We start from the raw sequence: 14,808 nt of genomic DNA, 5'->3' as shown, positions 1-14,808 counted from the left end.
TGAATATAGCACAAACAAAAAAACGCTCAAGCGAGCTTGGCGTTTTTTCTTATTGCACTATATATTCGTGACCCCGGAGGGATTCAAACCCCCAACCCTCAGAGCCGAAATCTGATGCGCTATTCAGTTGCGCCACGAGGCCAGTATCCTTGTATTAAGGAGGGCAAATTTACATAAAAAGTAATTGCTTTACCAAAGAATTGGCAAGGAATTATTAGGCTAATTTAGCGCGCACAATGGTAGAAATCGTCTTTCCATCGGCTTGCCCGGCAAGTTCTTTGGAAACTACACCCATTACCTTTCCCATATCTTTCATCCCAGCGGCACCCAGCTCCTCTATGGTAAGCACTACCACTTTTTCAATCTCCTCTTCGGTGAGCTGTTCGGGTAAAAACTGTGCGATAATTTCGGCTTGCGCCAATTCAGGAGCTGCCAAGTCGGCTCTCCCTTGTTCCGTGTAGATTGCGGCACTATCTTTTCGCTGTTTCACTAGCTTTTGTACCAGTTTTACCTCTTCATCCTCGGTAATGGTTCCCGTACCACTGGTCTGCGCTAATAATAAGGCCGATTTGATTGCACGTAAGGATTCCAATGCAACACTATCCTTTGCCTTCATTGCAGCTTTCATTTGCTCCATTACCTGTTGTTGTAAACTCATAACTTTAGTTTTAAAGAAGAAACGAAGATAAAAAAATAAACCCGAAAACAAGACATGTTTCCGGGCTTATACTTTCATGGAAATCTCTGTTCCCAGTTCTTTAATCTACATTGTCGTGCAAAAAAGAATTATTGGATCGCAAACGCATTTCATCATTGCTATCTTCCCCTAAACTTGTTCGGGAAACTTTCTTTTCTGTAGGTTTTTCATTTAAATTAACGCCCTGTCTTTTATAGGCCGGTTCTTTTTCTATTTCATCAATATTGTTCAGGCTATTTTGAAATTTGTAGTTGAAATCCTTAAGCTTTCGTCTACGTTCATCTGCGCGCTCTTTCAACATTTCTTCAATAGGCGTATTCATCGGATCAATTTCAGTGGCTTCTTCATCTGCCCGCTCTTCAACAGCAACCTTCTTCTCAAAAACCAATTCTTCATCTTTCTCTTGTACCTCTTCCTTTTTGGCTTTAGCATTGGTCAACTGATGCTCCAATTCCATATAATCATCCAAGCTATACCGTGTCTCTGTCTCCTTGTCATAGGACGCGGCAGGAACCACTTCTATAGGGTCTTTTACATCCATATCCCGAACATCATCCTCTAAATTAAAGGTAATGACGTTCTCCTTCTCTTCCTCTTCCTCTAGGCTATAATTCGTTAAAGGCTCATCAAAACTAAAGGCTATTTGATCTTCATCCTTATCTATAGGGGCCACCACTTCGGGATCAACTACCTCCATTTCCTTTACAGCATCAAAAATCAAAAAGTCGTCTCCTACATGCTCTTCTAATACCTCTTCATAGATAACATTAAAGTTTTTGATATAATCTGTAGTGGGAATCAAGCCCATATCCTCTTCTTCCTCCTCCATCAAAACATGCTTGATGATCTTTTTTTCCGGTGCGGGAGTCACTGGGATTTCAACAGCTGTCACCCCTTTTTTTGGGCTAAGATCTTGTTCTGCTTTCTGCTCATCGCCCAAAGTGTGAATAATCTTCTTGCTTTCTGTATTTACAATATCATTTTGCTGATCCACATCAAAACCTGTGGCAATGACCGTAACCGCTATGGCCTCGCCTAAACTATCATCTTCACCAACCCCCATGATAATATTGGCACCATGACCGGCTTCTATTTGGATATGGTCGTTAATTTCCCCAATTTCATCAATAGTGATTTCTTGAGAGCCGGAAACGATAAGTAACAATACGTTTTTAGCTCCTGTAATCTTATTATCATTCAATAAAGGCGAATCCAAGGCCTTTGTAATGGCTTCATTGGCCCTTGAAGAACCAGAAGCCGTTGAGGACCCCATAATCGCGGTACCACTATTGGACAATACCGTCTTGGCATCCCGCAAGTCAATATTTTGCGTATAGTGATGCGTAATGACCTCTGCAATTCCACGAGCTGCAGTAGCTAATACTTCATCAGCTTTAGAGAATCCAGCTTTAAAACCTAAGTTGCCATATACTTCTCTAAGTTTGTTGTTATTAATTACGATGAGGGAATCTACATTTGCACGCAATCTCTCTATTCCCTGCTGAGCCTGCTCCACACGCATTTTTCCTTCAAATTGAAAAGGCATAGTAACAATACCTACGGTAAGCACATCCAATTCTTTGGCTTGTTTGGCGATAACAGGAGCCGCTCCTGTTCCTGTTCCACCCCCCATTCCTGCGGTAATAAATATCATTTTAGTGGAAGTTCCCAACATGCGTTTAATGTCTTCCATACTTTCAATCGCAGCTTGTTCCCCCACCTCTGGGTTGGCTCCGGCACCCAATCCTTCTGTAAGCGATACCCCTAACTGTATCTTATTGGGTACGGCACTATTCTGTAATGCCTGGGAATCCGTATTACAGATTACAAAATCCACACCGTTAATACCGGCCTGGAACATGTGATTGATGGCGTTACTTCCGCCGCCACCAACGCCAATTACCTTAATTACATTGCTCTGATTCTTAGGTAAATCAAAAGCGATACTGTCCACTTCGATGTTTTTGCTCATCTTTTACTTGTTACTTAGTTCTATTGTGTGTTCTACTTGTATTCTGTTATTCCGCGTTATCCAAAAAATCCTTTAATTTTTCGGACCATTTTTCAAAAACGGATTTTCGTTCTTTCTTCACAGCAGCTTTTGCCACTGTTTCTTGTTGTTCTTCTTGAAAAACCACCTCTTCTTCCAAAGGTTCTTCTTCCGCTACAAAATTCGCAGCGTTTTTTGCATCATTGGCAATGGCATTCATCAAAAGGCCAACTGCTGTGGCATATAAAGGGCTGGCGATTTCTTCATCGGAATCTCCCGCCAAATGTTCATTGGGGTATCCAATTCTGGTATCCATTCCAGTGATGTATTCTACCAATTGCTTTAGATGTTTTAATTGGCTTCCTCCTCCGGTTAAGACAATCCCAGCGATTAGTTTCTTCTTTTGTTCCTCATGGCCGTAATTCTTAATCTCTACATACACCTGTTCAATGATTTCAACGACTCTGGCATGAATGATTTTTGAAAGATTTTTTAAGGTGATTTCCTTAGGTTCCCTTCCGCGAAGTCCCGGGATGGATACAATTTCATTGTCCCGATTCTCCCCTGGCCAAGCCGAACCGAATTTCATTTTCAATAGTTCAGCTTGTTTTTCAATAATGGAACATCCTTCCTTGATATCTTCAGTGATTACATTTCCTCCAAAAGGAATCACTGCCGTATGCCTTATAATACCATCCTTGAAAATGGCCAAATCCGTGGTTCCCCCACCAATATCGATGAGGGCAACTCCAGCCTCTTTTTCTTCCTGACTCAGTACAGCGTCGGATGAAGCTAGAGGCTCCAAGGTAATATTCCCCAAATCCAGACCAGCACTTTTAATACATCTTCCGATATTCTTGATCGAAGAGACTTGTCCTACCACTACATGGAAGTTTGCTTCCAATCTACCACCATACATTCCAATGGGTTGCTTTATTTCGGCCTGACCATCCATCTTATACTCTTGGGGCAGCACATGTATAATTTCTTCTCCCGGCAGCATCACCAGTTTATACACCTGATTGCATAATTTGTCCAGGTCCTCTTCATTGATCACTTCCTCGGAATTGGGTCTAGTGATATAATCGCTATGCTGCAAGCTTCGAATGTGTTGTCCGGCAATACCCACAACTACAGAGCTTATCTGTAGCCCGCAACTAGCTTCCGCTTGTTCTACAGCTTGTTGAATAGATTTTATGGTCTGGGTAATATTGTTCACTACCCCACGGTGCACTCCTAAACTCTTGGACCTTCCAATGCCCAGAATTTCAATTTTTCCGTATTCGTTTTCTTTCCCAATAATGGCCACAATTTTTGTGGTCCCTATATCCAATCCTACTGAATAATTCCCTTTTTCCATTATCCTATTATATTTTGGTGCACACTACTTGATTTGCAAATTCAAGACTCACTTTTGAAAAATTAGGCAAAGAGCCATCTTTATTTGCCTTGATATAAAATGCTTTATAATTATTGAATTTTCCCTTTAAATTTTTCGCCTTCCCCAAATCCACCACAAAATTTTCCAATCGAAACTTCAATTGATAAGTATCATTTTCCGCAATATGCACACCAATGATATTTTTATAAAGAAAATCATCTGTAGCGCTATATTTTAGAATAGTAAAAACATCTTCTAAATTTTTTTCATTGATCTTTCCGGTAATAATGGGTACTCTGGCCGAATAATTTTTGGACAAAGGCATCATTTTTCCTTCTTCATCCATGTAAAATTTTTCACTTCCCTCGATACGTCCAATAGGCTTTCTTTGCGCTATTTTAGACTTAAGTTCTCCATTTACAGTAAGATAAACCTCCGCACTTTTCACCATTTCATTTTTGGTGATGAGTTTCTCTATCGTATTCAAATCTAAATTTTCTTTGGCTACGTTTGTGAGGCTCCCATAATTTTGTATTAACAATTTATTAACCATGGCATGCGTGATGTATGGCGCATCATTTTCGTTAAAATCAATATTCACATCCGCAATGGTTTTTCCTTCGCTTCGGGCTTCAGAAAAAGCATAAAGCCCTGTTATTAAAAGAATTAAACTTAAAATTTTTATGTTATTCCAATTCACTTTCATTGATCAGTCCTTTTTTTATTTTTGAAATTTCCAATCCAATATCCCCTGCTCCCATCGTCACCAAAACCTCTGGCTTTTGATTTCTTATTTCCTCTAATAAGTTTGATTTTTCAATTATTTTTTTATTTGAATTTTCAACTTTTTCTAACAACCAAGCTGATGAAATTCCCGCAATGGGCTCCTCCCTTGCCGGATAGATATCCAATAGCAGCAGATTGCCGAACTTAGACAATGCCGTTGCAAAATCATCTGCAAAATCGCGTGTTCTTGAAAACAAATGCGGTTGAAATACTGCAAGTACTTTTTTATTGGGGTGCATCTCTTCCACCGCCTCAAATACTGCATTTATTTCTGTTGGGTGATGTGCATAATCATCGATAAACACAAAACCGTTATTCTTGATCTGATACGAAAATCTACGTTGCACCCCCTTAAAAGATTTCAGTGCTTCGGCAAGGCGATCAGGTGGGGATCCTATTTTCATCGCCATTGCAAAAGCTACTAAACCATTAAGCAGGTTATGTCTCCCTGGTTTATGGAACGTCAGTTGTTCTATAGTGGTCTCGGGAGTTGTGATATCAAAATGGTAACTACCATTTATTATTTTTAAATTCTTGATGCAATAATCCGCCCCATCCTCAATGCCATAGGTAGTCCCTTCCAAAGGAAGACCATTACGCACGAACAAATGTTCTTTATCGCTCAATTTTGCCGCAAAATCTTTGAAGGATTGTGTAAGCGTCTTGCTATCCCCATAAATGTCCAAATGATCGGCATCCATAGAAGTAATGCAAGCTACATTGGGAAACAATCGCAAAAAGGAGCGATCAAATTCATCGGCTTCTACCACGGAATAATCGGTTCCCTCCAAAAGAAAATTACTGTTGAAATCTTCGGATATACCTCCTAAAAAAGCGGTAATCGGAGTACCACTTTCTTTAAGCAAATGGGCCAATATGCAGGAAGTTGTAGTTTTTCCATGTGTTCCGGCTACAGCAAAGCAAAACGTGTCTTTGGTAATGATGCCTAAAACTTCGGACCGTTTTTTCACTTCAAAATCGCGTCCAATGAAATATTGCAACTCTGCATGATTCCTAGGAACTGCAGGCGTATATATGATTAAGGTACTCTTGGGATTTAAAAAAGCTCCCGATATGACTTTGGGGTTGTCCTCATAATGAATGACGATTTCCAGCCTTTCCAATTCTGTGGTCAAAGGGGTTCTCACCTTGTCATAACCGGCCACTTCCTTTCCTATGAATTTAAAATACCGGGCCAAAGCAGACATACCAATACCTCCTATACCAATGAAGTATACACTATGGATGTCTTTTAAATTCATATTCCTTTTTTCTAATTTTATGTTTTAGGCAATAACTTTTCAATCTCATCAACAATATGCTTCGTTGCATTCGGCATTGCCAATTTCTTTATATGATTCCCTAGGGTCGCTCTTTTTTCTTCAGACAGATACAAGTCCGAAAAAACCTCCTCAAATTGTCTATCCAAATTACTTTCTTGCACCATAATTGCTGCGTCTTCCTCTACCAAGGCATTCGCATTTTTGGTTTGATGATCTTCTGCCACATTGGGTGAAGGGATGAAAATAACAGGCTTCCCCACAATACACAATTCAGATACAGAACCTGCTCCTGCCCTAGAAATAATAATATCTGCCGCAGCATAGGCCAAATCCATTCGATTCAAAAAAGCCCTTACCTTCACTATTGCATTTTCATGCTTTTCATAGGTTTGGTAGTAGCCTTTTCCACATTGCCAAATCAATTGCACCCCTATTTTTTTAAAGTATTCCAATTTTGATGCTATCAGGGCATTAATCTTTTTTGCACCTAAACTCCCGCCCAATATAAGCACAGTAGTTTTCTGGGTATCCAGCTCAAAAAAATGATGTGCTTCCGTAGCATCTTTTGGAATATCCATTAACCCACCACGAACCGGATTCCCGGTTTTCACTACTTTTTCAGCAGGAAAGAATTTTTCCATCCCATCGTAGGCAACACATATTTTTTTTACTTTTCCTGCCAACAATTTATTGGTAAGGCCGGCATAGGAATTTTGTTCTTGTAATACACAAGGAATATTTCTGCCGGACGCTACCCGCAGTAATGGACCACTGGCAAATCCTCCTGTTCCCACCACAAGATCGGGTTTAAAGGAACGTACAATGGATCCCGCTTTTAATAGGCTATTGAGCAGTTTCAGGGGGAACATCATATTTTTAAGGCTTAGTTTTCGTTCTAGTCCGCTAATCCACAATCCTTTTATCTTATACCCAGCTTGGGGTACTTTTTCCATTTCCATACGGTCTTTGGCCCCCACAAAGAGAAAATCAGCATTGGGATAACGCTGCTTCAATTCATTGGCAATGGCAATTGCTGGATAGATATGCCCTCCAGTGCCTCCTCCGGATAATATGAATTTATAATTGTCCACTCAGTACTTCTAAAGGGTTTGTTTCGTCTACGCTCGCCTTCTTTTTTTTGCTTGCTTCCTCCTTGTTGCTGGCACTCAATATGACCCCAATCGCCAGACATGTCATCCAAGTGGAAGTTCCCCCACTACTGATCAAGGGTAGGGTTTGCCCCGTCACCGGGAACAATTCCACAGCTACCGCCATATTGATCATTGCCTGAAATACAATGGGCAATCCTACTCCAAGCACTACCAATTTTCCAAAGATGGTCGTATTCCCATTGGCCACGACCACGATGCGAAACAGTAAGAGGAGGTAAAAAAACATCAAGGCAAAGCCGCCCACTAAACCGTATTCTTCAATGATAATAGCATAAATAAAATCTGAAGAACTTTGGGGCAAAAAGTTTTTTTGCACGCTTTTCCCTGCACCATTCCCAACAACCCCTCCTGTTGCGATGGCTATTTTAGCGCGTTCTATCTGGTAATCTGCCTCGGTATCTTTTCCATTAAAAAAATTCTCGATCCTATTTTCCCAGGTATCAATTCTATTGGCAAACAAATCCGGGAAGGCCTTACCCACTAAAATGAACATGCTAAGGGCCAAAATGCCCGACCCTACAATAGCCAAAAGGTATTTAAAAGGATAGCCTCCCAAAAAGCACAACAACAATACCATGGAAAAAATAATGGCCGCGGTGGAAAAATTTGCGGGCAATATCAGCACCAATACTAGAAATACCGGTACCCATAGGGGAAGGATACTTTCCTTAAACGTAATTGTCCTATCCTTAATTTTACTGAGGTATCTCGCCACATAAATCATTAAAACCACGGCCGCAAGGTTCGAGGTTTGAAATGTAAAGCCTACCAAGGGCAAACGTATCCAACGACTAGCATTGGCCCCACCTATCGTATTTCCCTGAGCCAGGGTATACACGAGCAATACCAAAACAATGGGCATTGCAATGATGGATAATCCTTTAAAAAAATGTGTCGGAATTTTGTGCACCCCGTAGATGATTCCAAAACCCAAAAACAAGAGCAGGGCATGTTTTACCAAATGCCCCATTGTGGTACCGTTTCCCACTACATAGACCAGATTGCTACTGGCACTATATACTGGCAAAAAGGAGAATAGGGCCAATAAGGCCACTATAGCCCATATGGCACGGTCTCCATTGATATTTTTAAAGAATTTAACCAATTACTTATAAATTTTTAATGGCGGTTTTGAACTGATTTCCGCGATCCTCATAATTTTCGAATAGATCGAAGCTTGCACATGCTGGCGACAGCAATACGGTATCTCCCCTTTCAGCAATTTTATAGGCCACTTTTACCGCCTCACTCATGGCATAGGTCTCTACCACCAAATCCACTACATTGCCAAAAGCATCGACAATCTTGGAATTATCTTCTCCAAGACAAATAATTGCTTTGACCTTCTCACGTACCAAGGACATCAACTCTTTATAATCGTTTCCTTTGTCTACCCCTCCCACAATCCATACGGTGGGTGTTTTCATACTATCCAATGCGTAATAGGTAGCATTTACATTGGTTGCTTTAGAATCATTGATATATTGTACATGATGAATCTTCAATACGTTTTCCAATCGGTGCTCGGCTCCCTGGAAGTTCTGAACACTTTTACGAATGGTTTCCTTACGGATTCCCACCAATTTGGCAGCCAAGGAGGCGGCCATGGTGTTTTTAAGGTTATGTTTTCCCTCTAAGGCTAAAGTGTCTGTTGTCATTTCCATATGTGTATTATGCGTCTTTATTATTATATTTTCTTTTTCTAGTTGTGCCCCTATCTCCAAGGTTTTTTCCAGGGAAAAAGGAATTAATTGTGATTGAACGGGATGTTTTTCCAACCAGTCGACTATGACGGGATCATCCGCATCATAGATGAGATAATCTTCTTTGGTTTGGTTTTCTGCGATCCTAAATTTTGAAGCGATATAATTTTCAAAAGAATAGGCGTAACGATCCAAGTGATCTGGCGTGATATTGGTAATAATGGCAACATGCGGCCTAAAATCCACAATACCATCCAATTGAAAACTACTGATTTCCAGCACGTAAAAATCAAACTTTTCCTGAGCGACCATTTTTGCATAGCTGTCTCCAATATTTCCGGCCATCCCCACAAGGGCTCCATCCGTTTTAAATAGATGGTTTGCCAACATTGTGGTCGTCGTCTTCCCATTACTCCCCGTAATACCGATAATGGTGGCATCTGTATAGCGTGAAGCGAACTCGATTTCCGAAATCACAGGAATCCCCTTTTCCACAAGGCTTTTTACCAAAGGCACACTATCAGGTATCCCTGGACTTTTCATGACCAGATCAGCGTTTAAAATTTTTGACTCGGTATGCTGCTCTTCTTCCCAATCAATCTCAAAATGTTCAAGAACGTCTTTATATTTTTTCTTTAGTTTCCCTTTATCCGTGACAAAGACTTCATAGCCTTTTTCCTTTCCTAAAATGGCCGTACCTACACCACTTTCTCCTCCCCCTAGTATTACAAGCCGTTTCATTTAGCGCACCTTTAATGTCACAAAAGTGATAATGGCCAATAGTATTCCTACAATCCAAAAACGGGTTACTATTTTACTTTCGTGATATCCTTTCTTCTGATAGTGATGATGTAAGGGGGCCATCAGAAAAATGCGTTTCCCCTCCCCTAGACGTTTTTTGGTATATTTAAAATAGCCTACTTGCAACATCACCGATATGGACTCCGCGAAGAAAATCCCACATAGGATCGGTATCAACAGTTCTTTACGAATGATAATAGCGATTACAGCGATTACCCCACCTATGGTAAGACTTCCCGTATCTCCCATAAAAACTTGAGCGGGAAAAGCATTGTACCATAAAAAGCCAATCAATCCCCCCACAAAGGCAGCAATAAAAATCACTAGCTCTCCAGTTCTTGGGATAAACATGATATTGAGGTAATCCGAAAAAATAATATTTCCCGAAACCCAAGCAAAAATGCCCAGGGTAAATACAATAATGGCCGATGTTCCTGCGGCAAGACCATCTATGCCATCCGTAAGATTAGCTCCATTGGAAACCGCCGTCACAATGATGATAATGATCGGAATAAAGACCAACCAGGCATAATCTGCCAATCCATCCCCTGCCCAGGAAATAAAGGCACTATAATCCAGTTCATTGTTTTTAAAGAAAGGAACCGTTGTCATTGTAGATTTGATTTCCGGTCCCGACTTCACTACGGTTTCTGCATTTACCACCACTACCTCCGTATCCATACGCTCTTTAACCGTCACTTCTGGATGAAAATAGAGGGTAGCCCCAACAATAAGACCAAGAACCACCTGCCCCATGATCTTAAATCGTCCTTTTAAACCTGCTTTGTCTTTTTTGAAAATTTTAATGTAGTCATCAATAAACCCAATGATTCCCATCCACAAGGTCGTTACGATAAGGAGTATGATATAGACATTGTCCAATCGGGCAAAAAGTAAAACGGGAATCAAAGTGGACATAATGATGATCAATCCACCCATGGTGGGTGTTCCTGCTTTCTGTTTTTGACCTTCCAATCCTAAATCACGCACCGTTTCCCCTATCTGTTTTCGCTGCAGAAAAAGAATAACTTTCTTCCCATAGGTCGTTGCGATCAAAAGCGATAACAGAACGGCCATAGCTGCACGAAACGTAATGAATTGAAAAAGACCCGCCCCTGGCAATTGGTACTGTTTTTCCAAATATTCAAAAAGATAGTATAACATAATCTTATTTGTGCAAGCCCAATCCTGGCTTATTTATTTAAACTTTTCAATACTTCCTTTACGATTTTAAAATCGTCAAAATCCACACGATTCCCATTGGTTTCCTGATAGGTTTCATGTCCTTTGCCCGCTACTAGAATAATATCATTGTCATGTGCCAATTGACAAGCGGTCTTAATGGCCTGCTTTCTGTTCTCAATGGACAAGACTTTCTTTGCATTTTGTGGTTCTACACCTGCCTCGATATCCTCTAAGATTGCAGTTGGCGACTCCGTTCTTGGGTTATCGGAGGTAAAAATGGCCTTATCACTGAATTCAGATGCGATATGACCCATTACCGGACGCTTTGATCTGTCTCTGTCGCCACCACACCCTACAACAGTGATGACGTTTTCATTTCCAGTTCTCAATGTACTTATGGTCTCTAGTACATTTTTTAGTGCGTCCGGCGTATGGGCATAATCGACTATAGCCGTTATTCTTTTTTGTGATATATAATATTGAAATCTCCCATCTACATTTTCCAGCTCGCTGAGCAAGGGAAGGATTTCCATTTTTTCAAGCCCCAGTAATTCGGCAGCAGCATATATGGCCACCAAATTATAAGCGTTAAAATGTCCTATAAGTTTTGACCACAATTCGCTGTCATTAATTTTCAGCAACTGCCCATCAAACTGATGTTCCAATACCTGCCCTCGGTAATCTGCATAGGTTTTTAAGGCATAACTATATTTCTTTGCCTTTGTGTTTTGCAACATTAACCCACCGTTCTTATCATCATTATTGGTTAAGGCAAAGGCTGTTTTGGGCAATTGATCAAAAAGTATCTTTTTGGTATCCCTATAGGCCGCAAAAGTTTCATGATAATCCAAATGATCATGGGATAGGTTACTAAAAATAGCTCCTTCAAAAACAAGCCCTTCTGTTCTCTTTTGGTCAATGCCATGGGAACTCACCTCCATAAAACAGAATTCCACTCCCTCATCGTTCATTTCTTTCAGATGTTCATTGATCTTCAAGGCATCCGGAGTCGTGTGCGTTGTAGCATAGCTGGTCTCGTCTACCATAACCTTTATGGTAGATATCAACCCTACTTTATATCCCGCTTTTTTAAACAATTGGTACAATAGGCTACTGATCGTTGTTTTCCCATTGGTTCCAGTAATACCTACCAATTTTAAATTCTTTGAGGGCGTATCATAAAAGTTGGAAGCCATGATTGCCAAAGCACTATTTCCATTGTGCACCTCTACATAAGTGACTCCATCTTTCAAATGCTCGGGTAAAACTTCACAAACTACAGTTGTGGCACCAGCGGCCACTACAGCATCAATATATTTGTGTCCATCGGTTATTGTTCCTTTAATAGCCACGAAAGCACTGTTCTTGGTTACCTTTCTGGAATCAAAATACAGGGCATCCACCACAATATCGGTAGGTCCGTTTACCGCAGAAAGGCGCACTCCATATAATATGTCCTTTAATAGCTTCATGAAAGTTCCAATACAATTTTTCTTACTTTGGACAAATCGGTTCCCTGAGATATGGATTGCCGCTTCACTTTTCCATTTCCAATAACTTCTACATCCAATCCTAAATTCTCTAGCATGGCCACGGCATCCATTCCACTCATCCCCTTAACATTGGGAACTTTGGCATATTCTTTTTCGGCCATTGCATAATAGGCTTCATAGGTATCTCCCAAAAGCTCCCCATTCAGTTCCGTAGGATCAACCGTATCGATCAAGGGGGATGTTGCATAAATCTTTTGTGCAATGGACTTAAACACGGGCCCGGAAACATCGGCCCCATAGTAACCCACCTTTTTATCCGGTTCATGAATGACCACAATACAGGAATATTTAGGATTGTCCGCAGGAAAATATCCAGCGAAAGTGGAAATATATCGCAGTTTGTCGGGATCCTTGGATACATAGTTCTTTTGACAAGTCCCTGTTTTTCCGGCCATAGAAAAATTGGGGGAATACAAACCATGCCCTGTTCCATGTTTTTTCTCCACTACATTTTTCAACAATTGTTGCACTTTTCCAATCGTGGCTTCTGAACAAATAGAAGGATTAATAACCTCCTTATCGAACTTATGGATGGTAGTGTTCCATTCCCTCACCTCTTTAATCAATCTTGGTTTTACCATTTCTCCATTATTGGCAATGGCATTATAGAATGTTAAGGTTTGTAACGGGGTCATGGCCACTTCATAACCATGGGACATCCATGCCAAAGAAATGCCAGACCAACCCTCATCTCCTGGATAGCGCAACACCGGTTTCCCCTCTCCTTTTATCGGCAACCCCAATTCCTTCCCTAAATTCATCTCCATGAGACGCTTAACATATTTAGAGGGTTCCTTCTTATAATTGTTGTGCACAATTTTAGCAAATGCCGTATTGGAAGAAACTTCAAAAGCCTTTCCAACAGATATTTTCCCATAGCCACCTGCTTTGGAATCCCGTACTGTTCGATCGTAGATCTTCCATCTTCCTTTTTCCGTATCAATGACCGTACTAGTATCGATAACCTCATCCTCTAATGCCGCCACCATGGACATTAACTTAAAGGTAGATCCAGGCTCGTGGGACTCCCCTATGGCATAATTCAATCGCTCGTAATATTTTCCTTCTTTGGTTCTCCCCAAATTGGAAATGGCTTTTATTTCTCCTGTAGCCGTTTCCATGACAATGACACAACCGTGATCTGCCTTGTAATACTCTAACTGCTTCAACAGCGCATGATGTCCTATATCTTGAATATTGATATCAATGGTAGAAACTACATCGTAACCGTCTTTGGGCTCCACAATATTGTCCATTCCAATAGGCTTCCATTGTCCTTTGGCTATTTTTTGCTTCAACCTTTTTCCTTTCACTCCCCGTAAGTACTGTCCAAATGCGCCCTCGAGACCAACACGGGTGAAATAGCCATTCTCATCTTCCCGTTCATAGCCCACACTTCGTTCCGCTATTTTCCCCAACGGATGCTCACGTACGGTTTTTTGCTCTATAATCAACCCGCCTTTATAAGGCCCCATATTGAACAATGGAAAATCCTTAACGGCCATATAATCCGAATAATCCAAATTACGGGCCACCAGGGCATATCGACTTTTATTGGCTTTTGCTTTCCTAAAGAGTTCCCGATAATGCGATACAGGCTTCCCCAATAAAGTGGAAAGGGCTTTGGACAAGGCTTTTTCGTTCTCCTTGAAATCGACATCACTTACCGTAACGGCATCAAAACGCACCGTATAACGGGAAACGGAAGTTGCCAATAGACTCCCATCATCCGAATAGAGGTTTCCCCTATTGGGATCTATAGTAAACATCTTTTCTGTTCTATTGGCCGCTTTTTGACGATACACATCGCCATCTACCATTTGAATCATCACCAATTTGGCCATTACGGCGAGGGCGAACAGAAAAAGGGTTCCTGCCACTACATACAATCTGGTTAATATTTTCTTTTCGGTAACCGCCACTATTCTTCAGATTTTACCATGATTTTCTTCGGTGGTGTCTCGGAAGGAAACAAGCCCTCTTCTGCCACCATTTTGGTAATTGTAGATTCCAATTTCAACCCTTGCAGGTCCGACCGAACATCTACATATTCATTCTTTAATTCTCTCACTTCCTCATTCAAGGCAGCAATACGATGCACTTTTCCATCGGCACTATGGGAACTGGCTATCATTACGGTAGCCAAAAAAGAAGCAAAAACTATAAATAGCCAGTTTTTCGGAGCATCTCCGCTGACTAAAAATTTCCCCTTTAATATGTCCAACAGTCGTTTACGCATTACTGTATTCCTTTATTT

At 40.9% G+C, this 14,808-nt stretch carries 12 protein-coding genes and 1 tRNA gene; all 13 read right to left on the bottom strand.

Going from position 1 to position 14,808, the window contains the following annotated elements; translation table 11 throughout:
- Window positions 1-68: 68 nt before the first annotated feature.
- The 13 genes from ACEXOE_RS20875 to ACEXOE_RS20815 all read right to left on the bottom strand — a co-directional run bounded on the left by ACEXOE_RS20875 (window position 69) and on the right by ACEXOE_RS20815 (window position 14,790).
- Window positions 69-142: transfer RNA gene (locus tag ACEXOE_RS20875), tRNA-Arg, on the bottom strand.
- Window positions 143-214: 72 nt separating this feature from the next.
- The gene (locus ACEXOE_RS20870) at window positions 215-658 is read right to left on the bottom strand and encodes a GatB/YqeY domain-containing protein (RefSeq protein WP_394750804.1); all 444 of its coding nucleotides are present in this window, start codon (window positions 656-658) and stop codon (window positions 215-217) included.
- A 100-nt stretch (window positions 659-758) separates the two neighbouring features.
- Window positions 759-2,669, bottom strand: coding sequence for a cell division protein FtsZ (gene ftsZ / locus ACEXOE_RS20865; protein ID WP_394750803.1), 1,911 nt, complete (start codon window positions 2,667-2,669; stop codon window positions 759-761).
- A 46-nt stretch (window positions 2,670-2,715) separates the two neighbouring features.
- Window positions 2,716-4,047 carry a cell division protein FtsA gene (gene ftsA / locus ACEXOE_RS20860; RefSeq protein WP_394750802.1) on the bottom strand — a complete coding sequence of 444 codons (1,332 nt, stop codon included), beginning with the start codon at window positions 4,045-4,047 and terminating at the stop codon, window positions 2,716-2,718.
- Window positions 4,048-4,054: 7 nt separating this feature from the next.
- On the bottom strand, window positions 4,055-4,774 hold the full coding sequence (locus ACEXOE_RS20855) for a cell division protein FtsQ/DivIB (protein WP_394750801.1): 720 nt from the start codon (window positions 4,772-4,774) through the stop codon (window positions 4,055-4,057).
- Window positions 4,755-6,116, bottom strand: coding sequence for a UDP-N-acetylmuramate--L-alanine ligase (gene murC, locus ACEXOE_RS20850; protein WP_394750800.1), 1,362 nt, complete (start codon window positions 6,114-6,116; stop codon window positions 4,755-4,757). Before murC ends, ACEXOE_RS20855 begins: the two co-directional genes overlap by 20 nt.
- 17 nt (window positions 6,117-6,133) lie before the next feature.
- Window positions 6,134-7,228, bottom strand: a complete 1,095-nt coding sequence (gene murG / locus ACEXOE_RS20845; RefSeq protein ID WP_394750799.1) for an undecaprenyldiphospho-muramoylpentapeptide beta-N-acetylglucosaminyltransferase — start codon at window positions 7,226-7,228, stop codon at window positions 6,134-6,136.
- A complete protein-coding gene (locus ACEXOE_RS20840) occupies window positions 7,215-8,414 on the bottom strand; it encodes an FtsW/RodA/SpoVE family cell cycle protein (RefSeq protein WP_394750798.1) in 1,200 nt (399 codons plus the stop codon). Before ACEXOE_RS20840 ends, murG begins: the two co-directional genes overlap by 14 nt.
- Window positions 8,415-8,418: 4 nt before the next feature.
- Window positions 8,419-9,753, bottom strand: coding sequence for a UDP-N-acetylmuramoyl-L-alanine--D-glutamate ligase (gene murD, locus ACEXOE_RS20835; RefSeq protein WP_394750797.1), 1,335 nt, complete (start codon window positions 9,751-9,753; stop codon window positions 8,419-8,421).
- On the bottom strand, window positions 9,754-10,977 hold the full coding sequence (gene mraY / locus ACEXOE_RS20830) for a phospho-N-acetylmuramoyl-pentapeptide-transferase (protein WP_394750796.1): 1,224 nt from the start codon (window positions 10,975-10,977) through the stop codon (window positions 9,754-9,756).
- Between the two features lie 29 nt (window positions 10,978-11,006).
- Complete coding sequence (locus ACEXOE_RS20825; protein ID WP_394750795.1) at window positions 11,007-12,470, bottom strand: UDP-N-acetylmuramoyl-L-alanyl-D-glutamate--2,6-diaminopimelate ligase; 1,464 nt, start codon at window positions 12,468-12,470, stop codon at window positions 11,007-11,009.
- The gene (locus ACEXOE_RS20820; RefSeq protein WP_394750794.1) at window positions 12,467-14,473 is read right to left on the bottom strand and encodes a penicillin-binding protein; all 2,007 of its coding nucleotides are present in this window, start codon (window positions 14,471-14,473) and stop codon (window positions 12,467-12,469) included. The genes ACEXOE_RS20825 and ACEXOE_RS20820 overlap by 4 nt, the downstream gene beginning before the upstream one ends.
- The gene (locus ACEXOE_RS20815) at window positions 14,473-14,790 is read right to left on the bottom strand and encodes an FtsL-like putative cell division protein (RefSeq protein ID WP_394750793.1); all 318 of its coding nucleotides are present in this window, start codon (window positions 14,788-14,790) and stop codon (window positions 14,473-14,475) included. Before ACEXOE_RS20815 ends, ACEXOE_RS20820 begins: the two co-directional genes overlap by 1 nt.
- Window positions 14,791-14,808 lie beyond the last annotated feature (18 nt).

It is taken from the genome of Spongiimicrobium salis (assembly GCF_043678055.1).
Taxonomy (GTDB): Bacteria; Bacteroidota; Bacteroidia; order Flavobacteriales; family Flavobacteriaceae; genus Spongiimicrobium; species Spongiimicrobium salis.
The sequence above is the reverse complement of the archived record's forward strand: the minus strand, read 5'-3'. Positions and strand labels throughout refer to the sequence as shown.

Coding starts and splice junctions, on each gene's coding strand:
- ACEXOE_RS20870 (WP_394750804.1), bottom strand. CDS start 658: ATGAGTTTACAACAACAGGTAATGGAGCAAATGAAAGCTGCAATGAAG.
- ftsZ (WP_394750803.1), bottom strand. CDS start 2,669: ATGAGCAAAAACATCGAAGTGGACAGTATCGCTTTTGATTTACCTAAG.
- ftsA (WP_394750802.1), bottom strand. CDS start 4,047: ATGGAAAAAGGGAATTATTCAGTAGGATTGGATATAGGGACCACAAAA.
- ACEXOE_RS20855 (WP_394750801.1), bottom strand. CDS start 4,774: ATGAAAGTGAATTGGAATAACATAAAAATTTTAAGTTTAATTCTTTTA.
- murC (WP_394750800.1), bottom strand. CDS start 6,116: ATGAATTTAAAAGACATCCATAGTGTATACTTCATTGGTATAGGAGGT.
- murD (WP_394750797.1), bottom strand. CDS start 9,753: ATGAAACGGCTTGTAATACTAGGGGGAGGAGAAAGTGGTGTAGGTACG.
- mraY (WP_394750796.1), bottom strand. CDS start 10,977: ATGTTATACTATCTTTTTGAATATTTGGAAAAACAGTACCAATTGCCA.
- ACEXOE_RS20825 (WP_394750795.1), bottom strand. CDS start 12,470: ATGAAGCTATTAAAGGACATATTATATGGAGTGCGCCTTTCTGCGGTA.
- ACEXOE_RS20815 (WP_394750793.1), bottom strand. CDS start 14,790: ATGCGTAAACGACTGTTGGACATATTAAAGGGGAAATTTTTAGTCAGC.